This window comes from Georgenia satyanarayanai (assembly GCF_009193135.1).
In the GTDB taxonomy this organism is placed as follows: Bacteria; Actinomycetota; Actinomycetes; order Actinomycetales; family Actinomycetaceae; genus Oceanitalea; species Oceanitalea satyanarayanai.
The window spans coordinates 227411-252821 of sequence record NZ_VUKC01000002.1; the positions used below are offsets into that span (position 1 = coordinate 227411).

A 25411-nucleotide genomic window follows, 5' to 3' on the forward strand; every position below is an offset into this window, starting at 1 on the left:
TCCGGCGCCGACATCGTCACCCAGCAGGTGGCGCGACCGCCTCGTCGCCGTCCCCGCCCGGGCGCGGTGTCACGGGTCGCGCGCCACTCGTCGCCCCGGCGGTCGCGACCGCGACGAGCCCGATCCCGACCAGCTCCGTCCCGCCCAGCCGCTGCCCGAGGACCAGCCAGCCCGCCAGGGCGGCGATGACCGGGTAGAGACTCATCATGACGGCGAAGTTCCCGGCCGTGACCCGCCGCATCGCGGCCATCTCGAGGGAGTAGGGGATGACCGAGGAGAGCAGCGCGACGGCCCCGCCGAGGGCGAGCACACGCGGGTCGAGCAGTGCGCTGCCCGAGGTGACCGCACCGAGGGGGACGGCGACGACCGACCCCACTGCCAGGGCCAGCGCCAGCCCCTGCGCGCCCGTGAACGCCCGCGCCACCCGCGCCCCGACGACGACGTACGCCGCCCACGCGGCGGCCGCGCCGAGCGCGAGGCCGACGCCGACGGGGTCGAGCCGCTCGACGCTCCCGCCGCCGAGCGCGGCGACCCCGGCGAGCGCCAGAACGGCCCACAGGAGGTTGCGCAGGCGGCGGCCGAGGACGACGTACAGGGTGAGCGGGCCGAGCACCTCCAGCGTCACCGCCGGCCCCAGCGGGATCCGGTCGATGGCGTGGTAGAGCAGGCTGTTCATCGCGACGAGTGCGAGCCCGAAGGCGACGACGAGCGCCCAGTCCCGCCGCGTGCGACCGCGCAGCGGGGGACGCAGGACGGCGAGCAGGATGAGGGCGGCGAACGCCAGGCGCAGCGCGACGACACCGGAGGGCCCCGCCGCGGGGAACACGAGGGCCGCCACGGCCGAGCCGAACTGCACCGACACGGCGGCCCCGAGGACGAGCGGGGCGGCCGGTCCGGGCAGCAGAGGACCGCGCGACTCGCTCACCGCTGCACCGTACTCCTCGCTCCGCGGGCCACGTCGACGCGGAGGAGCGGGTGTGCTCAGCGCCGAGCTCCGCCGGGCGCGTCCCGATCTGACCGAGGGCCGGTCAGCTCCGGCGCTCGTGGCGACGCGGCTTGAGCCGGTCCGGCGCGTCGGTCACCGGCGCTCGATCGGCGCGGCGATCGCTGTCTCGACGTCGATGCCGCGCGTCGTCACGCCTGCATGCTAACCAGGACCCGACGCGTCGGGGCCGGCCGCCCGCGCCAGGCGTGCCGACACCTCCAGGAGGTGGTGGCGCAGCGCGTCTGGTGCCTCGACGACGAAGTCGGCCTCGAGCTGGGCGAGGGCGGAGGCGAGCCACTGGACGCTGTCGCCGTCGAGGAGCAGCCGGCAGCTCGTCGCGTCGACGGGCCGGACCTCCCCCTCGGCCGCCCAGCGCCGCATGAGGTCGCTGTCGGCCGGCTCGTGGACGAGGACGACGGCCTTCTCGCGCCACAGGTCGCGCACCCGGCCGATGAGGTAGGACCCGGCGTCGTCCCCCGGCAGCTGGCGCGGGGTGAAGCGGCGACCGAGGGGGATGCGCGGGCGGAGCCGGTCGACGCGGAAGGTCCGCCAGTCCTCCCGGTGCACGTCCCAGGCGACGAGGTACCAGCGGCCGCTCCACGTCACCAGACCGTAGGGCTCGACCTCGCGCAGCGACTCGGTCCCGTCGCCGCGCACGTAGTCGAAGCGCAGGCACACGTGGTCGCGGCACGCCCCGGCGACCGTCATGAGGACCTCGGGCTCGACGAGGGAGGGCCCGGGGAGGTGGACGACGCTCGCCCCCAGCCGCTCCACGCGCCCCCGGAGCCGGGAGGGCAGCACCTGCTCGAGCTTGCCCAGCGCCCGCTGCGCCGCCTCGCCGACGCCGTGGACGTTGCTGCTCGCGGCGGTCGTGAGCGCGATCGCGGCCGCCACCGCCTCGTCACTGAGGAACTGCAGCGGAGGGAGCCGGCCCCCGTCACCCAGCCGGTAGCCGCCACCCCTGCCCTTGACGGCGTGCACCGGGTAGTCGAGCTCGCGGAGCTTGTCGACGTCCCGGCGCAGGGTGCGGTCGCTGACGCCGAGACGCTCGGCGAGCTCCCTGCCGGGCCACTCGCGCCGCAGCTGGAGGAGGCTCAGGAGCTCGAGCATGCGCCGGGAGGAGTCCACGTCCACATCATGGCCGGAGCAGCGGACACTCCGTGTCCGGTACGCCTCCTAGCGTGAGAGATGTCCGGTTCACCTGGAGGGACGTCCCATGGAACAGCACCTGCTCGACAGCTTCGCCGCCCACAGCGTCGGCACGACACTCGACGACTTCACCCGCCGCCAGCGCGTCCCGGCCGACCGCGTCCGTCGACCACCGGCTCGCCGTCACCGGGCCACCCTGGCGGTGAGCACCACGCTGGGCGTGGCCGCCCCGACCCTCACCGCCCTCGCCCTCGTCACCCGGTAGCGCGACGGGCACACGGCTCCTTGCGCAAGGGACGCTTAGGGTGGCCCCATGGCATCGCGCGAGCAGCAGCTCATCAACGAGCCCGAGCGCATCCGCGCCCTCTCCCACCCCCTGCGCCTGCGCCTGCTCGACATCCTCGGGGAGCGGGGCGAGCTCACCGCCACCCAGTGCGCCGAGCTCACCGGGGAGTCGGTGGCGAGCTGCTCCTTCCACCTGCGCATGCTCGAGAAGTACGGCTTCATCGAGCGGGCCGAGGCGCGCGGCCGGGAGAAGCCGTGGCGGACGGTGTCCCGTGGCGGCTACGCCACCGAGGTCGACCCCGAGGTCCCGGGTTCCGTCCAGGCGACCGCCGAGCTCGCGCGTCTCACCTTCCAGCAGCGCGCCCAGGGGCTGTGGGCGGCGGTGGAGCGGCTCGGTGACGAGCCCCCGGAGTGGATCGGCGCCACCCGCCTCATGGGCGGCAGCTTCTGGGCCACCGCGGAGGAGGCCGCGGAGGTGGCCGACCAGATCCAGGAGCTGCTCGGGCGCTTCGAGGAGCGCGACGACCCCGCGCTGCGTCCCGAGGGGGCGCGCCGGGTCCGCGTCATGTCGACGATCCACTCCGAGCCGCCCGCCCCGTCCGGCGCCTGAGCGCGCCCGCCCGAACTCCCGCCGCCTGCGGCCGGGAGCCTCTGCCATGCCGTCGCGCGTACACAACACACCTTGCACAAGATCCCTTGTGCAAGGTTCCTTTAGGGTCTAAAGTCGGTCGTGCCGGATCAAGAGAGAAGGACGGACCGATGGTCGAGCTCGCCAGCCCGCAGCGTCAGCGCGGCCCCGCAGCGCTGCGTCGGCCCGGCTTCCGGCAGCTCACGGTCGCGTGGGTCTTCACCAACGCCGCCGACAGCGCGCTGTGGCTCGTGCTCGCCGTGTGGGTCAAGGACCTCACCGGCTCCGACGGCGCCGCCGCCTCGGTCTTCGTCGCCCTCGGGCTGCCGACGCTCCTCGCCCCCTTCATCGGGCATCTCGCGGACCGCGTCTCCCGCAAGGCCCTGCTCGCCGCGGGCAACGGCCTCATGGTCCCGGCGGTCCTCGCCCTCCTCCTCGTCGGCGACGCCGGTGACGTCTGGCTCGTCTACGTCGTCACCTTCCTCTACGGGGCGATGGGCTACGTCACCGCCTCCGCCCAGTCCGGGCTCGTGCGCGACCTCCTGGACGACGACGAGCTCGCCGGTGGCAACGGTCTCCTCTCGACGGTGGACCAGGCCTTCCGTCTCGTCTCCCCGCTCCTCGGCACCGCGCTGTACGTCGTGGCCGGCCCGCTCGCCGTCATCGCACTCACCGGGACGTGCTTCGCGATCACCGCCGCGCTCCTCACCCGGGTCGAGGTCGTCGAGACGCCACCCGAGCCGACGACGGACACCCGGTTCTGGTCGGAGCTGGCAGGCGGCCTGCGCCACCTGCTCGCCACCGCGCCGCTCGGTGCGCTCACCGTCGCCCTCGCCGTCGCCACGGGTGCGACTGGGCTCGTCAACGTCGCCGTCTTCCCGCTCATGGAGCAGGGACTGGGCGTGGACCCGGCCCTGCTCGGGATCTTCGTCAGCCTCCAGGGGGTCGGCGCCGTCGTCGGTGGACTCACCGCCGCGCGGGTCCTCGGCCGCGTCGGCGAGGCGCGGGCCGTGGCCGGCGGGCTCGCCACCATGGCACTGGGCATGGCGCCGCTGCTCCTCGTCGGCGGCCTCGACGCCCCCGCGGTGGTGACGCTCACCGTCGCAGCCGCCGGCCTCGCCGTGCTCGGGCTCGGTGTCCCGTGGGCGATCGTCGCCTTCATCACCCTGCGTCAGCGGATGACGCCGGCCCGTCTCCAGGGCCGGGTGTCCGCCGCGACGAACATCGCGCTCAACCTGCCCCAGACCCTCGTCACGCTCGGCGCGGCGGCGGTGGTCGGTGCCGTCGACTACCGCGTCCTCGTCGCCGTGACCGTCGCCGGCGTCCTCGCCGCCTCTGCGCTCGCCCTGCGCGCCGCCCGCCCCACCCCCTGAGAGGAACTCGTCATGAACCCCCACCTGCTCCACGACCTCGCCGCCCACAGCTCGGGCCGGACGATGGCGGACTTCGCCCTCGTCCAGCACCTCGCCCCGAGCCGGCCCCGCAAGCCGCGCACGACCATCGGCTGGCCGGGCCGTCGGCGCCGCTGACGAAAATCCGTCATCCGGGCTCGCACCCGGCCACCACCCTGGCACCTCGGCCCGGACGACACCCTGAGGGCGCTCCAGGGTCGGACCAGGGTCACCCCGGATACCGACCACCGCCCACTCACGATTCGCTGGGACCATGCCGGACCTCATCACCGCGCTGCCCGAGGCGTTCAGCCCCACGCTCCTCGCCCTCGGCGCCCTGCTCGCCCTGGCCGAGTCCGTTCTCGGCCTGGGGGTGCTCGTGCCGGGCGAGCTCGGCGTGCTCGTGCTCGGCGCGGCGGCGCGGACACCGGTCCAGGTGCTCCTCGCGCTCGTCGTCGTCACGCTCGCCGCCTCCCTCGCCGACCACGTCGGCTACGTCGTCGGGCGGCGCTACGGCACCCGGCTGCGCGGCTCGCGCGCGGTGCGCCGGATCGGCACCGCGCACTGGGACGGCGCGGCACGGCTGGCACGGAGACGCGGTGCGAGCGCGCTCGTCGTCAGCCGGCTGCTCCCCCTCGTCCGGACGCTGATGCCGGCCGCGGCGGGTGCCGCCCAGATGCGCTACCACCGCTTCCTCGCCGGGTCGCTCGCCGGCAGCCTCCTGTGGGCCGCCCTGTGGCTGGGCGCCGGTGGGCTGGCCGGCCAGGCGCTGCCGGCGGTCGCGACCTCCCTCGGCACAGCGGGCTGGGTCGTGCTCGCGGCGATCGTCCTCACCGCGGGGCTGCTCGTGCTGCACCGCCGGACCCGCGCTCGTGTCCGTGCCCGTGCTGCGACGGTCACCGCGCCCGATCCGTGCCCGGCCGAGCCGGTGCCGGCCGAGCGGGTGCTCGAGGGAGCCTGCTGAGCTCAGCCGAGCTCGCGGACGAGGAGCAGCCCCGCACCGTCGGCGACGGCCCGCCGCGCACCGGTCCCGCGGTAGCCGAGGCGCTCGTAGAGGCGGCAGGCGTCGCGGTTGTCCCCCGCCACGACGATCGCGGCCGCGGTGCCACCGCGCTCGCGCACCCGTTGCTCGGCGGCCGCGACGAGCCGGCTGCCGATGCCCTCGCCGCGCCGCGTCGGCACGACCTCGAGCGAGCCGATCTCCGCGACGGGGCCGCGACCGTCGACGGGCAGCCCGGTCCAGCGGACGACGGCGGTCCCCACCGGCTCCTCCCCGTCCCAGGCCGCGAGGAAGGTCCGCCGCCCGGCAGCGGCGTTGGCGAGCTGGCGCGCGTGGTCACCGGGCAGCGCCCGCTCGAGCAGAGGCACGTCCGCGGGCATGACGTCGCGGACCTTCACGCGCTCCACGCCCGACTCGTTGTCCACAGGGACAGTGTGCCGGGCCTCGTCCACCGTTCGCACCGCCACCCCGCGTCCCCGGAGGACGACGTTGCCACCGTGGTGGGCATGGTGGCCAGCGAACCGACCGTGCCCTTCGACGAACAGGTCGGCCTGGCCCTGCGGAGCTACCGCCGGGAGCATGGCCTGAGCCAGCGCGCGTTCGCCGAGAAGATCGACGTAGCACCGGCGACGCTCGCCCGCCTCGAACGCTCGGCGCTCTCGTGCTCGCTCGAGACGCTCGTCCGCCTGCTGGCGGCGACCGGCCACTCGCTGGCCGTCGTCGACGCCGACGGACAGACGGTCACCACGTGGGACGAGACCGACCTGCGCGCCCGGGACCGCTCGGGTCGCCGCTTCCCCGCGAACCGGAAGGTCAAGCCGCTACGCGTGCAGTCAGCCGGCGGTCCCCAGTGGTGGCTCTACCACGAGTTCTTCGGCACCGGGGAGTGCGGTCCGCAGCCCCGGTGGACCGCCGAGGGCCTCAGCTCCAGCGCACGGTTCGGCAGGAAGCCACGACCCAGGGCGCCGGGCGAGGAGCCACGCTGGCGATGACCCGTCGCCGCGCCCAGGTCATCCAGCCCTGAGACGGCCTCCGGGACGGGGAGAGGGAGACGTGGTCGCGAGACGTGAGATTGCTCCGCCTCATGGTGCAATCTCACGTCTCCGGACAACGTCACCCCCGCGGGTAGCGCATGGCCGCCGCCGTGGTCTGCAGCGCGGCCGCGCGGGACGCCGAACTCGCGGCGCAGCGGGTCAGGCAGCACCGGGCGACCGGCACCCGGCGTCGGGGCCGGGCGTCGGGCGTCGGGCGCCCCTAGCGGGTGACGGCGTAGCGGGCGGTCATGGCGTGCCGCTCGCCCGGCGCGAGGGTGATCGCGGCGTCGAGGGCGTTGGCCGTCTCGACGCACACCATCGTCGGCCACTCGTCGTCGCCGTAGTCGGGCATCGTGGCGGCCTTCTCCGCCCACGGGTTCCACACGACGGTGTGGGCCGAACCGTCCTTGTCGATCCCGATGCGGCGGCCGGCGGGCTCGTCGACGACGACGGCGGTCCCCGCGCTGTCGTAGACGCGGTCCGTCTCGGCGGTGAAGGTGACGTCCCCGTGCTGGGTGACGAGCTCGGGGCCGCCGCCGGCCGCCTTGTCGAGGTAGGTGGCGCCGTCCACCCCCTGGACCGTCGTCGTCCGCGCGTCCGCGACGGCGAGGTAGGTGTGCAGCGCCTCCTCGTAGGAGATCTCGCTCTCGCCGGTGTTCTCCACGGTCAGCGCGAGGGTGAGCTCGCGGCCGAAGGTGACGGCGTAGGTGGCGGTGAAGGGGTGCGGCCAGGCCGCGGCGGCGGGGACGTCAGCGACGTCGGCGGCGGTGAGCTCGAAGGTGAGGGTGACCACGCCGCCGTCGTGCTCCTCGGCGCCGACGAGCCGCCACGGTGCCAGCCGCGCGAAGCCGTGCGCGGGCGGGGCGAGTCCCGGCTCGCGCCCGGTCCCGAACCACGGGAAGCAGATCGGCACACCGCCACGGATGGCCTGACCGGGCGTGAAGCGGGAGGAGCCGCTCACCCACAGGACGGGGTCGGCACCGGCGGGCGTCCACGCGGTGACGTGGGCGCCGTGGAGGTACACCTCTCCGGTGACGAGGGCGGTGGCCACCCGCAGGACGGGCAGGCCCCCCTCCCCATCGGCGGCGGTGACGGAGTCGGGCAGCGCGATGCTCATGGCCTGACGCTACCGGGCTCCTCCGTGCAGAAGCCCACGAGCTTGTGGCTGCCGTCGCACAGCGGCTTGATCGTCGAGGCCCCGCAGCGGCACAGCGCCACGGTCTTGCGGGTCCGCGGCATCGCCCGGCCCTCGACGTCGAGGATCGTCGCGTCCCCGCGCACGATGAGCGGTCCGTTGGGGTAGGCGGTGATCGTCACCTCGTCGTGCCCGTCGCGGTCACTCACGCGGCCGCCTCCCCGGCGAGCGGGCGGACGAGGGAGGACGCGCCGGCCTTCCAGGACCGGAGGATGTGCTCGCCCATCGCACCGTCGACGGCGAGGCATGCCGCGGCGCCGAACATGATGTCGGCGGTGAGCTCGGGCCGGTCCTCGGCCAGTGCCCCCGCGAGGTCGCGGGCGGCGATCTGCTCGTGGACGGCGTCGGCCTCCACGTGCTCGTCGAAGTAGTGGGAGACCTCCTCCGGGATGCCGTGGCGGCGCATGCCGTCGGCGTACAGGCGGCAGGGGATCGAGGCGGTCATCTCGTAGGCGGCGAGGTGCCCGACGATCGCGCCGAGGAAGCGGCGGCTGAGCCCGAACATCGACATGAGGTTGAAGGAGGCGAGGGTGATCGCCGGGACATGGTCGACGTAGGTGCCGTACTCCGCGCTCAGGCCCATCCCGCGCAGGGTGCGGGCGTAGAGGTGCTGGTGGACGCGCTCGGGGTGCCCGCCGCCGTACTCGTCGGCCTGGATCTCCACGAGCGCCGCCTTGGCGCGGCCGGTGAGCCGCGGGATCGCCCACGTGTGGGGGTCGGCCTCGCGCAGCGTGTAGACGCTGCGCTGGACGAGCATCTCGACGACCTGCTCGCGGCTCGCTCTCTTCGCCACGAACTTCGCCAGCGAGGGCCCGCTCGGCTCCGCGGTGAGGGCGAAGAGCGCGTCGGCGACGGCGGGGACCGTCGGCTCGGGGGTCGGTGGCACGGGGACCTGCTCGCGCAGCGCCGCCTCGAAGGCCGCCTCGAGGTCGCCGCGCAGGCGCACGAGCTCGGGGCTCCACTCGTGCTCGGCGCCGAGCTGGTCGAAGGTGCCGTAGCTCAGCGCGTAGAGGATGAGGAGGCTGAGCTGGATGTCGTCGTCACGCACGGCGTCGGTGGTGCGTGCGGCAGCCGCCCGGCCGAGGTTCTCCAGCGCCCCCGGGTCAGCCCCGCGCAGGAGCACGTCGAGGAGCGTCGCACTCACCGTGCCGCGGGGCGTGACGGGCAGGGCCGACGCCTCCGTCGCGGGCTCGGCGGGGGCGTACGACGTGACGGCGCTGTTCACCAGTGGGCTCTCCTTCGCGGGTCCACCGGGATCCGTCCCGGTGCGACCCGAGAGTGCCACCGGTGCCAGGTGCCTGCATCTTGTCAGCGGCCCGCCGCCCGGGCGGCCTCCCTCGCCACGGTCGCGGCGTCCAGGTCCGGCCGGCCACCGAGCCGGGTCACGGTGAGCGCGGCCGCGGCCGACGCCCACCACCCGGCGGTCTCCGGGTCAGCGCCGTCGAGCAGCGCACGCAGCAGCCCGGCGACGAAGGCGTCACCGCCGCCCGTCGCGTCGACCGGGTCCGCTCCCAGCCGCGGGAAGAGACGCACCCCGCCGTGCCAGGCGACGACGTTCCCCGCCGACCCCGCCCCGAGGGCGACGACGTCCGGCCCGCCGGCGACCAGCTCGCGCGCCGCGTCGGCGACGGCGTCGGTCCCCTCGGGCACGCTGCCGACGTAGGCGGCGATCTCGTCGTCGTCCGCGCGCAGGACCGAGACCCCGTCCCAGACGTCGGCGAGCGCGTCCGGGTCCTCCGGTGCGCCGTCGAGGACCACCAGGGCGCCCGCCGCGGCGCCGAGACGGACCGTCTCGGCGACGGCGTCGTCGGGCTGCTGGAGGTCGGCGACGACCGCGCGGGCGGCGCCGAGGAGCGGGGCGCCGGCGCGGACGTCGGCCGGGGTGAGGAGTGCCTCCGCGGGGACGTGCTCGAGGAGGCGGTGGGTGGCGTCGGCCTCGACGACGCCGACGACGAGGGGCGTGGTCGCGCCCGCCCGGCGGACGACGGCGGAGACGTCGATCCCGTCCCGGCGCGCCCGGTCGAGAACGAGGTCCGCCGCGGCGTCATGCCCCACGACGCCGACCAGGCCGGCGGACAGACCGAGCTGCCGCGCCGCGACGGCCTGGTTGGCGGCACCGCCGAGCGTCTCGATCCGCGTGCGCACCGGCACGGAACCGCTCGCCGGCAGCTCCTCCACGGCGACGACGATGTCCCGGCAGACCAGCCCCACGACGACGACGTCGACCATCTCGCACCCTTCTCCTCGCTCCGTCCGCCCGGCCAGGGTGCGGCACCGCGGACGCTGCCGCCAGCCCGCGGGTGTCTGTCGCGAATCTCACAGGCGTCGCGGGCCCTGCCGTGGAATCCCGGTGCGGGTCCCGCCGTTATGTCAGGTGACAGCAGGACCCGTACCCGGGAGGAGAACCGTGGCCCGCCGCAAGCATGTCGAGTTCGAGGACGACGAGGGCACGACGCTGCGCTACGTCCAGCACCCCAACGGAGGGGGGCTCGTCGAGCGCGGCGCCAAGGTGCACCCGACGGCCTGGGTCTCCCCCACCGCCTACGTCGACCCCGGCGCCCGTGTCGGTGCCGAGGCGCACCTCGACGACGGTGCCTGGGTGGACCGGGAGGCCGTCGTCGCCGCGCGCGCCAGGCTCGGCAAGAACACCCACGTCGGCCCGCGGGCGGTCGTCGGGCGCGGGGCGCGGCTGCGCGACGGCGCCAAGGTGGCCGGAGACGTGCGCGTTCCGGACTTCGCCGTCGTCGGCCCCGACGCCATCGTCCGCGCCGCCTGACCAGAAGGGACGTCCGTCGTCCGTCAGGCGCGCGCAACGCGGCCCGGTGACGGACCATTCCGCCGTGGCCCCCGCCCGGCGGGGGTGGTCGGCCCCCACTCCCGCTCGTGCACGCAGCGACGGCCCGCGCTCCAATGGGAGCCATGGCCCCACCCGAGCACGACCCGCGCGTCGGCGTCGTCGTCATCACCCACAACCGGCGCACCGAGCTCGACCGCACGCTGCGGCTGCTGCGCGAGCTGCCCGAGGCGCCGCCGGTCGTCGTCGTCGACAACGGCTCGAGCGACGGGACGGCGCAGGCGGTGCGGCGCGACCACCCGTGGGTGACGCTGCTCGCGAGCCGGCGCAACCTCGGCGCGGTGGGCCGCAACCTCGGCGTCCAGCTCCTCGACACCCCGTACGTCGCCTTCTGCGACGACGACACCTGGTGGGACCCGGGCAGCCTCACCGCCGCGGCCGACGCCCTGGACGCCCACCCGGACGTCGCCGTGCTCACCGCACGGATCGTCGTCGAACCCGCCGGGACGGAGGACCCGATCGTCGCCGAGCTGCGCGACTCCCCCGTCCAGGGCCGCCCGGGTCTGCCCGGACCGGCGCTCGGCAGCTTCCTCGCCGGCGCCTCCGTCGTCCGGCGCAGCGCGTTCACCGGCGTCGGCGGCTTCCACCCGCGCCTGTGGCTGGGCGGGGAGGAGGAGCTCCTCGCCGCGGACCTCGCCGCCGTCGGGTGGGAGCTGTGCTACCTGCCCACCGCCACCGTCCACCACCACGCCTCCACGGCGCGCGACACGGCCAAGCGCCTGCGCGACGGTGTCCGCAACACCCTGTGGTTCACCTGGCTCCGCCGCCCGCTGCCCGCCGCGCTGCGCCGCACCGCGGTGGTGCTTGGCCAGCTGCGCTCACGCCCGGCGCTCGAGGGGGCGCTCGCCGCGGTGCGGGGGGCGCCCTGGGTGCTCACGGAGCGGCGGGTGCTGCCGGCCTCCGCCGAGGCACGCTTCCGTGCCCTCGAGGACGCCCAGCGCGCGTCGACCGCCCGCCGGTACGGCTGACCGTCTGCCGCGCGACGGGCGCGGTCAGCCGAGGATCGCGCGCGTGACGGCGAGCTGCTCGGCAAGGACACCCCCGATGGTCGTCTGGGTGTCGTCGACACGCTCGACGACCGCCGAGATCTCGGCGATCGAGGCGATCACCTGACGCACCTGGCACTGGATCGCCCGCACCTTCTCGTCCACCTCTGTCGTGGCACGCGCGGTCTCCCCGGCCAGCTCCTTGACCTCACCCGCGACGACGGCGAAGCCCTTGCCGGCCTCGCCCGCCCGGGCTGCCTCGATGGTGGCGTTGAGCGCGAGGAGGTTCGTCTGCGCCGCGATGTCCTGGATCGTCTTGACGACCTTCCCGATGCTCGCGCTGGACTCCCCGAGCCCGGCGACCTCGACGTTGACACTGTCGGCGAGGTGCCGTCCCTCCCCGACGACCGAGGTCGCTGCCAGGACGTTCTGCTCGACCTCACCGATCGAGGTGAGCAGGTCCTGCCCGGCCCGGCGCAGGCGGTCCGCCCCGGCGAAGCGCTCGAGCGCCTGGCCGAGGAGGAACGCCGTGTTGCGCAGCGCCGCCTCACGCCCGGGCGAGAGTGCGATCGTCGTGGTCGTGAAGAAGTCCATCGTGCCGACGATGTCGCCGCCGACGAGGATCGGCAGGCACACCCCGGACCGCACGCCGGCACGCTTCGCGGCGGGCGCGCGCACACAGTCGGTGAGCTCGGCGAGGTCCTCGACGAAGACGAGGTCCCGCGAGCGCCACGCCCGCCCGGACAGGCCGACCCCCTCCCGGAAGGACGCCGCCAGGGTGACCTCGCGGAACTCCTGGCCCGCGGTGCCCGACTCCTGGGCGAACCGCAGGACGCCCTCCGTCGCGTCGACCCGCCAGAACGAGCCGTACACCCAGCCGAAGCCCGTCCGGATCGCGTCCAGTGCGCGGCTCAGCGCCTCCTCCTGGGTCGTGGCGGCGGACACGCCCTGCAGCACGCTCCGGACAGCCTCGATGTCCTTGAGGTCCTCCTCCTGCCGCTCCGCGGCCCGCACCCGCTCGATCGCCTGGGAGACGAGGACACCGATGGTCCGCAGCGTGTCGAGTCGCTGCGCGGACAGCTCGAGCCGTTCGGTGGCGAAGAAGTCCATCGTGCCGGTGACGACGCCACCCTCGAGGAGGGGGAAGCACACGCCGCTGCGGACCCCGGCCCGCTGTGCGGCGGGAGCCCGCACACAGTCGGGCAGGTCACCGAGGTCGTCGACGAAGACGAGACTGCGCGCGCGCCAGGCTCGCCCGGACAGGCCGACCCCCTCCCGGAAGGACGCGGACAGCGTGACGCTCCGGAACTCCGCCCCAGCGTCCCCGGACTCCTGGGCGAAGCGGAGCACGCCGGCGGACTCGTCGATACGCCAGTGGGAGCCGTACGCCCACCCGAACTGCTCGCGGACCGCGTCGAGAGCCGAGCTCACGGCCGCTGCCGACGTCGTTGCCTGCGCGAGGGCCGACACGACGGCGGTGACCGCCGCGACGTTGGCACGGGCCTCCTCGAGCTCGGGTGACACCGGGGCGATGTGGGGGCGGCGAGCCAGGCCGAGCACCATGTGATCCTCCGAAAGTAGAGCTAGACTCCTACTTCGGTAGGAATGTGCGCAACGTACGGCCCTGTCGGGTGGCGCGCACTCCCACGTGACGAATCTCACACGGTGGGAGTCGGCCGTCAGGCGACCGGCGCCTCGAGGTGCACCGTCTTGAGGACGGTCATCTCCGTGAGCAGGTCCGGCCCGTAGCCGGCGCCCGTGCCGCTGTCGCGCCGCGGGTCGGCCGAGCCGCCCGGCGCGCCACCGAAGACGCCGTTGACCTTGACGGTTCCGACCTCCAGCTCCTCCGCGGCGCGCAGCGCGCGGCCGAGGTCGGGTGTGAGCACGGTCGCGGCGAGCCCGTACCGGCTCTGCCCCGCGAGGGACAGCGCGGTGTCGAAGTCCGGCACCCGGACGATCGCGGCCACCGGCCCGAAGGTCTCCTCGGTGACGGCGTCCGCCCCCGGGGGGCAGCCGTCGAGCACCGTGGGCGGGTAGAAGCTGCCCGGCCGGTCGAGCGGCGCGCCGCCGGTCACCGCCCGGGCACCGGCGTTCACCGCCGCGCGCACGTGGGCGTCGACGACGGCGAGCTGGTCGGCGTCGACGAGCGGCCCGAGCGTCGTCGCCGGCTCCGCGGGGTCACCCACGACGAGCCCGTCGGCGACCTCCACGAGCGCCGCCACGACGGCGTCGGCGACGTCGTCGTGGACGTACACGCGCTCGACGGAGGTGCAGATCTGGCCGGTGTTGGTGAAGGCGCCCGTCGCGATCTGCTCCGCTGCCCAGCGCGGGTCGACACCGGAGTCGACGACGATCGCGTCGGCGCCGCCGTTCTCGAGCAGCACCTTCGCGCCGCGCGCACCGGCGACGGCGGCGATGCGCCGGCCGGCCGCCGTGGACCCGACGTGCGCGACGAGCGCGACCCGCTCGTCGGCGACGAGCGCGGCCCCCGTCTCGCCGTCGCCGTTGACGACGTTCAGCACCCCGGCGGGCAGCGCCCCGGCCACGAGCCGGGCCATCTCCCACCCGGGCAGCGCCGAGCGCTCCGAGGGCTTGTGGACGACCGTGTTGCCGGTGACGAGGGCCGCGGCGAGCAGGCCCGCGGCCGCCGGGAAGGGGTCGTTCCAGGGCGTGATGACGGCGACGACGCCACGTGGCTCGCGACGCACGACGTCCAGCGCCGAGGTCGCGCCGGCGAGCGTGCGGCCAGCCGCGCCGAGGCCCGTCGTCGCGGCCTCCTCGAGGAGGTCGGCGGCCACGGTGGCCGACTCGACCGACTGGCCCAGCAGCCGCCCGGTCGCGCCGGTGAGGAGCTCACCGAGACGCTCGGCGTCGGCGCGGACCGCGGCCGCGGCCGCCCGCAGCGCTGCGGCACGCTCCGCCGGTGCCGTCCGGCGCCAGGCGGTGCGTGCTGCCCACGCGGTGTCGACGGCGGCGGTGACCTCCTCCCCCGTCGCCGGCACGAGCGTCGTCACCGTCCCCGAGCCGCTCGGGTCCTCACGGTGCAGCCGCCGTGTCCCCGACGCCGGCGCGACCCGTCCACCCACGAGGTGGACGGCGAGCTCTGCGGTGCGGACGGACGCGGTCTCGGTGGTTGTCACGTGTGGGCCTCCTTGTCGACGTGCGAGAAGTGCTTCTCTCGGGCAGCGTGAGCAGCGAATCACCTATAGGTGACCTGGACCACTCGGAGGTCAGGCATGCGAGTTCTCGGCGTCAACGCCCTGTTCCACGACCCCTCGGCCACCCTCGTCATCGACGGGAAGGTGGTCGCCGCGGCCGAGGAGGAGCGCTTCAGCCGGCGCAAGCACGGCAAGCGCCCGGTGCCCTTCTCGGCGTGGGAGCTGCCCGAGCTGTCGATGCGGTGGTGCCTCGCGCAGGCCGGGATCGAGCCCAGGGACCTCGACGCCGTCGCCTACTCCTTCGACCCCTCCCTCGCGCGGCCCGCGCACGAGATGGGCCTGGACGACCCGTGGGACCACCTGCGCCTCACCTACGCCGAGCGCGCCCCGCAGTTCCTCGCCGCCGCACTGCCGGGTCTGGACCCCGAGAAGGTCGTCTTCGTCCCCCACCACGTGGCCCACGCCGCCTCCGGCGCCCTCGCCTCCCCGCACGCGAGCTCCAGCGTCCTCGTCCTCGACGGCCGCGGCGAGCACGCCTCCCACCTCGCCGGCCGCTACACCAGGGGACGTCTCGAGACCCTCGCCGGGCAGCAGCTGCCCCACTCCCTGGGCCTGCTCTACGAGTCGCTGACCGAGCACCTCGGCTTCCTGCGCTCCTCCGACGAGTACAAGGTCATGGCCCTCGCCTCCTACGGCAAGCCCCGCTTCCTCGAGGAGCTGCGCGAGACGATCCACGCCACCGAGGACGGCGGCTTCCGCGCCCCGGTCCCCGACTGGTCGCTCTGGGTCGAGCCGCGCATCGACGACGGCACCTGGGGCGGCCCCCACGCCGACCTCGCCTGCTCGGTCCAGGCGCGCCTCGAGGAGGTCCTCGTCGACCTCGCGAGCTGGCTGCACGCGCAGACCGGTGACACCGCACTGACGATGGCGGGCGGCACCGCGCTCAACTGCGTGGCCAACTCCCGCATCTGGCGCGAGACCCCCTTCGAGGACGTGTGGGTCCAGCCCGCCGCCGGTGACGCCGGCACCTCCCTCGGCGCGGCCCTCCAGGTGGCCGCGGACCGCGGCGCCGAGCCGCGTCCCATCGCGGGGGCGGACCTCGGCCGCGGCTGGTCCGACGACGACCTCGCCCAGTGGCTCACGACGGCGAAGGTCCCCTTCACCACCCCCGACGACCTTCCCGAGCAGGTGGCCGAGGTGCTCGCCGGCAACGGCGTCGTCGCGTGGTTCGACGGCCGCAGCGAGTTCGGGCCGCGCGCGCTGGGCCACCGCTCCCTGCTCGCCCACCCGGGCCTGGAGGAGAACCTCGAGCGCATCAACGACGTCAAGGGCCGCGAGCAGTTCCGTCCCGTCGCGCCGATGGTCCTCGCCGACCGCGCCGAGGAGATCTTCACCGACGGCCCGATCCCCAGCCCGTACATGCTCTTCGTCCACAGCGTCCGTCCGGAGTGGCGCGACCGGATCCCGGCCGCCGTCCACGTCGACGGGACCGCGCGCATCCAGACCGTCGACCCCGAGCGCCAGCCGCGTCTCGGCGCGACGATCGCGGCCTTCGCCGAGCGCACCGGCCTGCCCGTCGTCATCAACACGAGCCTCAACACCGCCGGCCGCCCCATGGTCGACGACCCCCGCGACGCCCTCGAGCTCTTCGGCTCCGCGCCGGTCGACCTCCTCGTCCTCGGGCCCCACCTCGTGCGCCGCTCCCAGCTCTTCGCCGCGCGCGAGGCGGCCGGGGATGCGGTGGCGCACGACGCCGCGGTGGCGGTCGCGTGAGCGACTACACCGTCGTCCTGCCGACGGTCGGCCGCCCCTCCCTCCGGGAGGTCCTCGTCGACCTGCTCGGCCAGGACGGGCCAGCCCCCGAGCGGGTCGTGCTCGTCGACGACCGCCCCCTCGACCAGGCCGAGCCCCTCGACCTGCCCGCGGGCGACGTGCCCGTCGACGTCGTCCGTTCCGGCGGCCGTGGCCCCGCCGCCGCCCGCAACGTCGGCTGGCGCGCCGCCACCACCGAGTGGGTCGCCTTCCTCGACGACGACGTGCGCCTCCCCGCGGAGTGGACCACCCGGCTGGCCGCGGACCTCGCGGCCGCCGGCCCGGACGTCGGCGCGACCCAGGGCCGCATCACCGTCCCGCTGCCCGAGCACCGGCGCCCCACCGACTGGGAACGCAACACCGCGGGCCTCGAGACCGCGCTGTGGGCGACGGCGGACATGGCCTACCGCCGCGCCGCCCTCGCCGCCGTGCACGGCTTCGACGAGCGCTTCCCGCGCGCCTACCGGGAGGACGCCGACCTCGCCCTGCGGGTGACGCAGGCCGGCTGGCAGCTGGTCCGCGGCGAGCGGGAGATCACCCATCCCGTCCGGCCCGCCGACGACGCCGTGAGCCTGCGCATGCAGGCCGGCGCGGCCTCCGATGCGCTCATGCGAGCCCTCCACGGGCCGGGCTGGCGGGAGATCGGCGGCACCGGGCGCGGCCGCTTCCGCTGGCACGTGGCGACGGTGGCCGCCGGGACCGCCGCGGCGGTCCTCGCCGTCGGGGGGCGGCGCAGCGCGGCCGGCGCGGCCGCCGCCACGTGGGCGGGGCTCACCGCCGACTTCGCGGTGCGCCGCATCGCGCCCGGCCCCCGGCCCGGGGAGGAGGGGTGGGCGGTCGAGTGGCGCCGGATGGCGTGGACGAGCGTGGCGATCCCCTGGTCGGCGGTGTGGCACCGGGTGCGCGGGGCGGTCAGGTTCCGCGACGTGCCCGCGTGGCCGCCGCCCGTGCGCGCCGCCCTCCTCGACCGGGACGGCACGATCGTCGAGGACGTGCCCTACAACGGCGACCCGGCCCGGGTGCGCACCGTGGCGGGTGCCGCGGAGTCCCTGCGCCGCCTGCGCGCGGCCGGCCTGCGCATCGGGATGGTGACCAACCAGTCCGGCGTCGCCCGCGGCCTCATCGGCGCCGACGACGTCACCCGCGTCAACGACCGCGTCCAGGACCTCCTCGGCTCCTTCGACGTCGTCGAGCACTGCCCGCACGGCCCGGAGGACGGCTGCACGTGCCGCAAGCCCGGTCCCGGCATGGTGCTGCGTGCCGCGCGCACCCTGGGTGTGGAGCCGCACGAGTGCGTCGTCGTCGGGGACATCGGCGCCGACGTCGGCGCCGCCCGGGCCGCCGGTGCCCGCGCCGTCCTCGTCCCCACGCCGGTCACCCGCACGGAGGAGGTCGAGCGGGCCGAGCACGTCGCCGCGGACCTCGCCTCCGCCGTCGACCTCGTCCTCGCGATGACGGGGGAGCCGCGATGACGACCCTCGCCGTCCGCCTCGACAACGACGGCGACGTCCTCCTCACCGGGCCCGCCGTGCGGGCCCTCGCCGCCCACGACGACGTCGACCTCCTCGCCGCGCCCACCGGCGCCGCGGCCGCGCGGCTGCTGCCCGGGGTGCGCGACGTGCTCGTCGTCGACGCGCCGTGGTCCGGCTACCGGCCGCCCGCCGTCGACCCGGCGGCGATCGACGGGCTCGTCGCCACCCTCGCGGACCGCCGCTACGACCGGGCCGTCATCTTCACCTCCTTCCACCAGAGCCCGCTGCCTATGGCGCTGCTCGCGAAGATGGCCGGGATCGGGCACGTCGCCGCGACGAGCGTCGACTACCCCGGCTCCCTCCTCGACGTCCGCCACCAGCGTCCCGAGGGGCTCCACGAGGTCGAGGCCGCCCTCGACCTCGCCCGCGCCGCCGGCGCCGGGCTCCCCGCCGGTGACGGCGGCCGCCTCGCCCTCCGCCGCCCCCTCCCCGACGTCACCCCCCTCCTCCGTGACAGCCGAGCCCCCGGTGGGGGCGCCCGGGGTCGGGCGGGGCGGCCGTACGTCGTGCTGCACCCCGGGGCGTCGGTGCCGGCCCGGGCGATCGCGCCGCAGCACGCGCGGGCGATCGCGGACGCGCTCGTCGCGGCCGGGTGGGAGGTCGTCGTCACCGGCGGGCCGGGCGAGCCGGCGCCCGCCGCCCGCCCGGGCGTCCACGACCTCACCGGCCGGACCGACCTGCCCCAGCTGGCCGCCGTGCTCGACGGCGCCGCGTGCGTCGTCGTCGGCAACACGGGCCCGGCGCACCTGGCGGCCGCCGTCGGCACACCGGTCGTCTCCCTCTTCTCCCCGGTCGTGCCCGCCGAGCGGTGGGCGCCGTACGGGGTGCCGACCGTCGTGCTCGGTGACCAGCTCGCCGCCTGCGCCGGCACCCGCGCCCGGGAGTGCCCGGTGCCCGGCCACCCGTGCCTCACCGGCATCCGTCCCGACCAGGTCGTGGACGCCGTCGTGTCCCTCGTCCCCCAGGAGGTCATGGCGTGAAGGTCGCCGTCTGGCACGTCCACGGGTCCTGGCTGACCCCGTTCGTCACCGGCCCCGACGAGTACCTCATCCCCGTGCTCCCCGACCGCGGGCCCGACGGCCTGGGCCGTGCCCGCACGTGGGACTGGCCCGCGAACGCACGCGAGCTCAGCCCGGCGCAGCTGCGGGAGGAGGGCTGCGACGTCGTCGTCCTCCAGCGGCCCCACGAGATCGCTCTCTTCGAGGAGTGGACCGGCCTGCGCCCGGGCCGGGACGTGCCGGCCGTCTACGTCGAGCACAACACCCCGAACGGCGACGCCGTGCGCACCCGCCACCCGCTCGCGGACCGCGACGACATCCCCGTCGTCCACGTCACCCACTTCAACGCGCTCGTGTGGGACTGCGGCCGGGCGCCGACGACGGTCATCGACCACGGTGTCCTCGACCCCGGCCCCCTGTACACGGGCGAGGAGGAGCGGGTCGGCGTCGTCGTCAACGAGCCGGTGCGCCGGTGGCGGGTGGCGGGCACCGATGTCGTCCTCGACCTGTCGCGCACCGTCCCGCTGTCCGTGTACGGGATGGGGATGGCCGCGCTCGCGGAGCACGCACCGCACCTGGCCGGCCACCTCCACGAGGACGTGCGCCAGTCCGAGATGCACCCGCTGCTCGGACGCCAGCGCGCCTACCTGCACCCCTACCGGTGGACCTCGCTGGGCCTCTCGCTCATCGAGGCGATGATGATCGGCCTGCCCGTCCTCGCCCTCGCGACCACGGCCGCTCCCGAGGCCGTCCCACCGGACGCGGGAGTCGTGTCGGCCGACCCGCGGGTTCTCGAGGCGGCCGCGCGGCGCTGGCTCGCCGACCCCGCCGAGGCTCGTGAACGCGGGCAGGCCGCCCGCCGCCACGCCACCGAGGCGTTTTCCGCCATCCGCTTCCTCGCGGACTGGCAGTCGTTGCTGAAGGAGGTCGTCCGATGAGGATCGCGATGGTGTCGGAGCACGCCAGCCCCCTGGCGGTGCTCGGTGGTGAGGACGCGGGCGGGCAGAACGTCCACGTGGCCGCTCTCGCGGCGGCGCTCGCCCGGCGGGGGCACGACGTCGCCGTCTACACCCGGCGGGACGGTCCCGACCTGCCCGAGCAGGTCGAGATGCTGCCCGGTGTCCAGGTGGTCCACGTCCCGGCGGGGCCGGCTCGGGTGCTGCCCAAGGACCGGCTGCTGCCCTACATGCCCGAGTTCGGCCGCTGGCTCGCCGAGCGCTGGGCACGGGGCCAGATCCCCGACGTCGTCCACTCACACTTCTGGATGTCCGGCCTCGCGGCGCTGGAGGCGGCCGAGCGGGTGCCGGTCCCGGTCGTCCACACCTTCCACGCCCTGGGCACCGTCAAGCGTCGCCACCAGGGCGACAGGGACACCAGCCCTGCCGGCCGGGTCGAGGCCGAGACACGCGTGGGGACCGCGGCGGACCTCGTCGTGGCGACGTGCAGCGACGAGGTCGCCGAGCTCGGGGCGATGGGCATCGACCGGTCCCGGGTGCGCGTGGTGCCCTGCGGGGTGGACGTGCAGCTCTTCAGCCCCGACGGCGAGGTGCACCCCCCGCCGGGCGACCAGCCCTTCCGGCTGCTCTCCATCGGGCGGCTCGTCGAGCGCAAGGGCGTGGAGACGGTCGTCGCGGCCCTCCCACTGCTGCCCGACGTCGAGCTGCTCGTCGCCGGCGGACCCGACCAGGCCCACATCCGCACCCACCCGGAGGCCAGGCGCCTGCACGCCCTCGCCGAGGAGCTCGGTGTGGAGGACCGGGTCCGGTTCGTCGGATCCGTGTCCCGCACCGACGTGCCGGCGCTCATCCGCTCGGCGGACATCGTCGTCGCGGCGCCCTGGTACGAGCCCTTCGGGATCGTGCCGCTCGAGGCCGCCGCCTGCGGACGCCCGCTCGTGGGCAGCGCCGTCGGGGGACTGCTCGACTCCGTCGCGGACGGCCGCACCGGCGCCCTCGTCCCCCCGCGCGACCCCGACGCGCTCGCCGCGGCCATCACCCGCCTCCTCGTCGACCCGCAGCTGCGGGCCCGCTACGGTGAGGCCGCCCGGGCCCGCGCGGAGGAGCGCTTCAGCTGGGAACGGGTGTCGGCCGCGACCGAGGCCGCCTACGCCGAGGTCCGCGTCGCCCGCACCGGGACCTCCCGGAAGGCGGCGACCGCATGAGCGCCCGGGACTGGATGGGCGAGCACCGGGCCGAGCTCGACTCCGCCCTCACCTTCCTCCAGGACCACGCCGGCACGGTCGAGCAGTGGGCGGCCGAGCTCGCCGGGCGGCTGCCCGGCGGCGCGCGGCTGCTCGCGGCGGGCAACGGGGGCAGCGCCGCGGAGGCGCAGCACCTCACGTCCGAGCTCGTCGGCCGCTTCCTCCACGACCGCCGCTCCTTCTCGGCGATCTCGCTGTGCTCGGAGTCCTCGAGCGTGAGCGCGATCGTCAACGACTACGGCGCCGAGGAGATGTTCGCCCGGCAGGTCGAGGGCCACGGGCGCCCCGGGGACGTCCTCGTGCTCCTGTCCACGTCCGGCACGAGCCCCAACGTCCTGCGCGCCGCCGAGCGCGGCCGGGCGCTCGGGCTCACCGTCTGGGGCCTGACCGGCCCGGCGCCGAACCCGCTGGCCGAGCTCTGCGACGACGCGCTGTGCGTCGCCGCGCCCTCGACCGCGGCGATCCAGGAGGGCCACCTCGTGGCCATCCACGCGCTGTGCGCCGCCCTCGACCGCCACCTCGGCGTCGGTAGGTCCGGGGCGGAGGAGTCCGCGGACTCCCGTTCCCGGCGGGAGGGGCAGCGTGCTCGCCGAGAGCCGGACTCCTCGCCGCACGTCGTCGTGGTCGGGGACGTCGTCCTCGACGCGGACGTCGACGGCGAGGTCACGCGCCTGTCCCCCGACGCCCCCGTCCCCGTCCTCGACGTGAGCACCACCCGCCACAGTCCCGGAGGGGCGGGCCTCGCGGCGCTCCTGTGCACGGGGCGCGTCACCCTCGTCGCCCCGATCGCCGACGACGAGCACGGCGACCGCCTCGTCGCCGAGCTCGAGGAGCACGTGACGGTCCTGCGCCTGCCCCACGAGGGCGCCACCCGCCGCAAGACCCGGGTCCGCAGCGGCGGCCAGTCCCTCGTCCGGGTGGACGACGGCGGCCCCGGCACCCCGGGCGACGACCTCCCGCTCGCCGAGATCGCGCAGGCGCTGGCGAGCGCCGACGCGGTCCTCGTCTCCGACTACGGCGCCGGCACCACCCGTCACCCCGAGCTGCGGCGCCTCCTCACCGACGCCGCGCGCCGCACCCGCGTCGTGTGGGACCCCCACCCGAGGGGTGGCAGTCCCGTCCCCGGCGCCGTGCTCGTCACGCCCAACCTCGGCGAGGCACGCGACGCCCTCGAGCGGCCCGACGCACCGGCCGACGTCGCCGCCGCGGCGCTGCGCACCACCTGGCAGGCCCGCGGGGTGTGCGTGACGGCCGGTGCGGAGGGCGCGTTCCTCGCCGCGCACGACGACGAGACGAGCTACGTCCCCGCCGTCGCCGCCCACGGCGGTGACCCCTGCGGGGCCGGTGACCGCTTCGCCGCGAGCGCCGCCAGCGCGCTGGCCTCCGGGGCGCTGCTGTCCGAGGCCGTCGAGTCGGCCGTCGTGGACGCGTCCGCCTGGGTGGCCGCCGGCGGGGCCGAGGGCTTCCGCGGCCGCCGCGAGCCGGTGGGCGCCGAGCCCCACGAGACCCCTGCCGGGCCCACCGACAGCGCCGGTGTCCTCACGGCCGAGCCGCACGCCCTGCGCGAGCTCGCCACCCGGCTGCGGGGCGACGGCGCGACGGTCGTCGCGACCGGCGGCTGCTTCGACATCGTCCACGCCGGCCACGTCGCGACCCTCCAGGCCGCGCGCCGGCTCGGTGACCGCCTCGTCGTCCTCATGAACTCCGACGCGTCGGTCACCCGCCTCAAGGGGCCGGGCCGGCCGGTCGTTCCCGCGGCCGACCGCGCCAAGGTGCTCGAGGCGCTGGACTGCGTGGACGCCGTCGTCGTCTTCGACGACGACGACCCCCGCGGCACGCTCACCCACCTGCGGCCCGACATCTGGGCCAAGGGCGGGGACTACGGCGGCAGGCCGCTGCCAGAGACGGAGGTCGTCCAGGAGCACGGCGGCCGGGTCGTCCTGCTGCCCTACCTGGGCGGCCGGTCGACGACATCGATCATCAACCGCTCCGAGCAGGCCGCCCAGGCCGCGGAGCACGCACGGTCAACCGGAGGAGCAGGGTGAACGACGCACGCGAGGTAGGAACGGTCTACGTCACCGGAGGCGCGGGTGGCCTGGGGGCCGCCGTCGTCGAGGCGGTGGCGGCGGCGGGCGGGCGCCCGGCCGTCATCGACCGGGTCGCGCCCGCCGGGGACGTGCCGCACGTCGTCGCGGACCTCAGCGACTGGGACGCCGCGACGGCGGCGGTCGCCTCACTCGTCGAGCAGGTCGGCCCGCCGACGGCGGTCGTCACGGCGGCCGGGACCGACGCGTGCGGGCCGATCCTCGAGATCGACCCGGCGGACTGGCGGCGCGTCATCGACGTCAACCTCCTCGGGACCGTCGCCGTCGTGCGCGCCGCGCTGCCCCACCTCGAGGAGAGCCGCGGCACGGTGGTCACCGTGTCCTCCACCCTCGGCCTCAGGGGCGCCGACGCCGCGACCGCCTACTCGGCCTCGAAGTTCGCGATCCGCGGCTTCTCCCAGGCGCTGGCCGCCGAGTACGCCGGGCGCGTGGGCGTCACCTGCCTCGTCCCGGGCGGGATGCGCACCGCGTTCTTCGACGGCCGCGACGAGCGCTTCAGGCCCGCCCCGGACCAGGACCTCAACGACCCGCGCCACACCGCGGGCACCGTGATCACCGCGCTGCGCCAGCCGGTGGGCTGCGAGATCCGCGAGATGCTCGTCATGGCCTCCGGCGAGCCGTCGTGGCCTTAGCCGGCCTCGGGCCCGGCGACGTCCTCGTCCTGCGGGCCCTCGGCCTCGGTGACGCGCTCACCGGGGTCGCGGCGCTGCGCGGAGTGCGCAGGGCGTGGCCGGGCCGGCGTGTCGTCCTGGCCGGCCCCGCGGCGGTCGGCGGGTGGTTCGTCCGTCTCGGGGTCGTCGACGCCGTCGTGCCCACCGTGGGGCTGGACCAGCCGCTCGCGGTGGGCGGGGCCGGCGGGCACGTGGCCGTCAACCTCCACGGCCGCGGGCCGCAGAGCCACCGGCTGCTCGCCGCGACCGCGCCCTCGCAGCTGGTCGCCTTCGCGTGCGCGGAGGCCGGGCACCCGGCGTCCGTCGCCCCGGAGTACCGCGCCGACGAGCACGAGGTGGCGCGCTGGTGCCGGCTCCTCGCCTCCGCGGGCGGGGAGTGCGGACCGGAGGACCTGCGTCTGCCGGTCGAGGCGGCCACCGACTCCGCGGACGCCGTCGTCCTCCATCCCGGGGCGGCCTCCGGGTCGCGCCGGTGGCCGGTGGAGCGCTGGCACGACCTGGCCCGGCGGCTGAGCGCGGCCGGGCACCGGCTGCTCGTCACGGGCTCCCCCGCGGAGGCGCAGCTGTGCGCGGAGGTCGCCGGCGACGTCGCGCGGTCGGTGGCCGGCGAGTGCGACGTCCCGGGGCTGGCGGCCCTCGTGGCCGGGGCACGCCTGCTCGTGTGCGGGGACACCGGGGTGGCGCACGTGGCCACGGGCGTCGGCACGCCCTCGGTGCTCCTCTTCGGCCCGACCGCGCCGACGACGTGGGGCCCGGCGCTCGACGAGGACCGGCACGTCGTCCTGTGGCACGGCGACGGCACGGGCGACCCGCACGCCGACGAGCTCGATCCCGCCCTGGCCGCCATCACGGTGGCGGAGGTGGAGCAGGCGGTCACCGCTCTCGTGGCCCGCCAGCCCGCTCGCTGACCTTCCCGGGACCGAGCGGGCGTGGGGCTGCGCGTGCTCAGCAGCAGGCGGCGGGACTGCTGCCGTCGTGGTGGGTGCGCAGGACGTCACCCAGCGTGTCGAGCGCCTGCGGGACGACGGCGTAATAGGCCCACTTGCCGCGCTTGTCGCGGGTGAGGAGGCCGGCGTCGGTGAGGACCTTGAGGTGGTGGGAGACGGTGGGCTGGGACAGGCCGACCGGCTCGGTGAGGTCGCAGACGCACGCCTCGCCTCCCGCGTGGGAGGCGATGAGGGAGAGCAGGCGCAGGCGGGCAGGGTCGGCCAGGGCCTTGAACATCGTCGCGAGGTCGCGGGCCTCCCCCTCGGCGAGCGGCTCGCGGGTGAGCGGGGCACAGCACGCCGCCCCACGGTCGGGGGCCTGCGGAATCACCGTCATGTCACCAGTGTCACCCACCGATTGACATCTGTCGATCCGTCCTGCCATGCTGCGGTCGTCTCATCGAGAATCATCAATGCGAGGGTGTGCTCACACCCTCCAGGG

The 25411-nt window shown here is 75.7% G+C and carries 26 protein-coding genes; 16 read left to right on the top strand and 10 right to left on the bottom strand.

Features of this window, described 5'->3' with window-relative positions; genetic code table 11:
• Nucleotides 1–16: 16 nt before the first annotated feature.
• Nucleotides 17–925, bottom strand: a complete 909-nt coding sequence (locus tag GD632_RS03645) for an EamA family transporter (protein ID WP_226924505.1) — start codon at nt 923–925, stop codon at nt 17–19.
• Nucleotides 926–1147: 222 nt separating this feature from the next.
• Nucleotides 1148–2095 (bottom strand): WYL domain-containing protein, encoded by a 948-nt coding sequence (locus tag GD632_RS03650; protein ID WP_152189314.1) that lies wholly within the window; start codon nt 2093–2095, stop codon nt 1148–1150.
• 106 nt (nt 2096–2201) lie between these two features.
• Here GD632_RS03650 and GD632_RS03655 point away from each other — a divergent pair, with 106 nt between their 5' ends.
• The 5 genes from GD632_RS03655 (at nt 2202) to GD632_RS03670 (ending at nt 5402) form a co-directional block, all read left to right on the top strand.
• Nucleotides 2202–2399 carry a hypothetical protein gene (locus GD632_RS03655; RefSeq protein WP_152188826.1) on the top strand — a complete coding sequence of 66 codons (198 nt, stop codon included), beginning with the start codon at nt 2202–2204 and terminating at the stop codon, nt 2397–2399.
• 48 nt (nt 2400–2447) lie between these two features.
• Complete coding sequence (locus GD632_RS03660) at nt 2448–3029, top strand: ArsR/SmtB family transcription factor (protein WP_152188829.1); 582 nt, start codon at nt 2448–2450, stop codon at nt 3027–3029.
• Nucleotides 3030–3178: 149 nt separating this feature from the next.
• A complete protein-coding gene (locus tag GD632_RS03665; protein ID WP_152188831.1) occupies nt 3179–4420 on the top strand; it encodes an MFS transporter in 1242 nt (413 codons plus the stop codon).
• Nucleotides 4421–4432: 12 nt separating this feature from the next.
• Nucleotides 4433–4576 carry a hypothetical protein gene (locus GD632_RS15885; RefSeq protein WP_193311323.1) on the top strand — a complete coding sequence of 48 codons (144 nt, stop codon included), beginning with the start codon at nt 4433–4435 and terminating at the stop codon, nt 4574–4576.
• A 136-nt stretch (nt 4577–4712) separates the two neighbouring features.
• Nucleotides 4713–5402, top strand: a complete 690-nt coding sequence (locus GD632_RS03670; protein WP_152188833.1) for a DedA family protein — start codon at nt 4713–4715, stop codon at nt 5400–5402.
• Between the two features lie 2 nt (nt 5403–5404).
• Here the strand turns inward: GD632_RS03670 and GD632_RS03675 are convergent, their stop codons facing one another.
• Nucleotides 5405–5863 carry a GNAT family N-acetyltransferase gene (locus tag GD632_RS03675; RefSeq protein ID WP_193311324.1) on the bottom strand — a complete coding sequence of 153 codons (459 nt, stop codon included), beginning with the start codon at nt 5861–5863 and terminating at the stop codon, nt 5405–5407.
• Nucleotides 5864–5944: 81 nt separating this feature from the next.
• On the opposite strand from GD632_RS03675, the gene GD632_RS03680 reads away from it, so the two are divergent.
• Complete coding sequence (locus tag GD632_RS03680; RefSeq protein ID WP_152188838.1) at nt 5945–6430, top strand: helix-turn-helix domain-containing protein; 486 nt, start codon at nt 5945–5947, stop codon at nt 6428–6430.
• Between the two features lie 262 nt (nt 6431–6692).
• Here GD632_RS03680 and GD632_RS03685 read toward each other — a convergent pair whose 3' ends face one another.
• The 4 genes from GD632_RS03685 to GD632_RS03700 form a co-directional block, all read right to left on the bottom strand.
• Nucleotides 6693–7589, bottom strand: coding sequence for a D-hexose-6-phosphate mutarotase (locus GD632_RS03685; protein ID WP_152188840.1), 897 nt, complete (start codon nt 7587–7589; stop codon nt 6693–6695).
• Entirely contained in the window at nt 7586–7816 is a 231-nt protein-coding gene (locus GD632_RS03690) for a CDGSH iron-sulfur domain-containing protein (protein ID WP_226924509.1), read from the bottom strand. Before GD632_RS03690 ends, GD632_RS03685 begins: the two co-directional genes overlap by 4 nt.
• Nucleotides 7813–8895, bottom strand: a complete 1083-nt coding sequence (locus GD632_RS03695; RefSeq protein WP_405002521.1) for an iron-containing redox enzyme family protein — start codon at nt 8893–8895, stop codon at nt 7813–7815. Before GD632_RS03695 ends, GD632_RS03690 begins: the two co-directional genes overlap by 4 nt.
• 80 nt (nt 8896–8975) lie before the next feature.
• The gene (locus GD632_RS03700) at nt 8976–9896 is read right to left on the bottom strand and encodes a PfkB family carbohydrate kinase (protein WP_152188845.1); all 921 of its coding nucleotides are present in this window, start codon (nt 9894–9896) and stop codon (nt 8976–8978) included.
• A 178-nt stretch (nt 9897–10074) separates the two neighbouring features.
• On the opposite strand from GD632_RS03700, the gene GD632_RS03705 reads away from it, so the two are divergent.
• Complete coding sequence (locus GD632_RS03705) at nt 10075–10443, top strand: transferase (protein ID WP_152188848.1); 369 nt, start codon at nt 10075–10077, stop codon at nt 10441–10443.
• Between the two features lie 134 nt (nt 10444–10577).
• Nucleotides 10578–11489 (top strand): glycosyltransferase, encoded by a 912-nt coding sequence (locus tag GD632_RS03710; protein WP_152188850.1) that lies wholly within the window; start codon nt 10578–10580, stop codon nt 11487–11489.
• A 24-nt stretch (nt 11490–11513) separates the two neighbouring features.
• Here GD632_RS03710 and GD632_RS03715 read toward each other — a convergent pair whose 3' ends face one another.
• Together GD632_RS03715 and GD632_RS03720 are read right to left on the bottom strand one after the other, a co-directional pair.
• The gene (locus GD632_RS03715) at nt 11514–13067 is read right to left on the bottom strand and encodes a GAF domain-containing protein (RefSeq protein WP_319633099.1); all 1554 of its coding nucleotides are present in this window, start codon (nt 13065–13067) and stop codon (nt 11514–11516) included.
• Nucleotides 13068–13186: 119 nt separating this feature from the next.
• A complete protein-coding gene (locus GD632_RS03720; protein WP_193311325.1) occupies nt 13187–14647 on the bottom strand; it encodes an aldehyde dehydrogenase family protein in 1461 nt (486 codons plus the stop codon).
• A gap of 96 nt (nt 14648–14743) precedes the next feature.
• Here GD632_RS03720 and GD632_RS03725 point away from each other — a divergent pair, with 96 nt between their 5' ends.
• Genes GD632_RS03725 through GD632_RS03760 form a run of 8 tightly spaced genes read left to right on the top strand, consistent with a single transcriptional unit; the run spans nt 14744 to nt 24891 of the window.
• Nucleotides 14744–16438 carry a carbamoyltransferase family protein gene (locus tag GD632_RS03725; RefSeq protein WP_152188854.1) on the top strand — a complete coding sequence of 565 codons (1695 nt, stop codon included), beginning with the start codon at nt 14744–14746 and terminating at the stop codon, nt 16436–16438.
• Nucleotides 16435–17949, top strand: coding sequence for an HAD-IIIA family hydrolase (locus GD632_RS03730; protein WP_152188859.1), 1515 nt, complete (start codon nt 16435–16437; stop codon nt 17947–17949). Before GD632_RS03725 ends, GD632_RS03730 begins: the two co-directional genes overlap by 4 nt.
• Complete coding sequence (locus GD632_RS03735) at nt 17946–18989, top strand: glycosyltransferase family 9 protein (protein WP_152188861.1); 1044 nt, start codon at nt 17946–17948, stop codon at nt 18987–18989. The genes GD632_RS03730 and GD632_RS03735 overlap by 4 nt, the downstream gene beginning before the upstream one ends.
• Nucleotides 18986–19945: a glycosyltransferase gene (locus GD632_RS03740; RefSeq protein ID WP_152188863.1), complete on the top strand. Its 960-nt coding sequence runs from the start codon at nt 18986–18988 to the stop codon at nt 19943–19945. Before GD632_RS03735 ends, GD632_RS03740 begins: the two co-directional genes overlap by 4 nt.
• On the top strand, nt 19942–21168 hold the full coding sequence (locus GD632_RS03745; protein WP_152188865.1) for a glycosyltransferase: 1227 nt from the start codon (nt 19942–19944) through the stop codon (nt 21166–21168). The genes GD632_RS03740 and GD632_RS03745 overlap by 4 nt, the downstream gene beginning before the upstream one ends.
• Nucleotides 21165–23252, top strand: coding sequence for a PfkB family carbohydrate kinase (locus GD632_RS03750; protein WP_193311326.1), 2088 nt, complete (start codon nt 21165–21167; stop codon nt 23250–23252). Before GD632_RS03745 ends, GD632_RS03750 begins: the two co-directional genes overlap by 4 nt.
• Nucleotides 23249–23944 (top strand): SDR family oxidoreductase, encoded by a 696-nt coding sequence (locus GD632_RS03755; RefSeq protein ID WP_152188867.1) that lies wholly within the window; start codon nt 23249–23251, stop codon nt 23942–23944. Before GD632_RS03750 ends, GD632_RS03755 begins: the two co-directional genes overlap by 4 nt.
• Nucleotides 23935–24891: a glycosyltransferase family 9 protein gene (locus GD632_RS03760; protein ID WP_152188870.1), complete on the top strand. Its 957-nt coding sequence runs from the start codon at nt 23935–23937 to the stop codon at nt 24889–24891. Before GD632_RS03755 ends, GD632_RS03760 begins: the two co-directional genes overlap by 10 nt.
• A gap of 37 nt (nt 24892–24928) precedes the next feature.
• Here the strand turns inward: GD632_RS03760 and GD632_RS03765 are convergent, their stop codons facing one another.
• On the bottom strand, nt 24929–25306 hold the full coding sequence (locus GD632_RS03765; protein ID WP_226924515.1) for an ArsR/SmtB family transcription factor: 378 nt from the start codon (nt 25304–25306) through the stop codon (nt 24929–24931).
• Between the last annotated feature and the right edge of the window lie 105 nt (nt 25307–25411).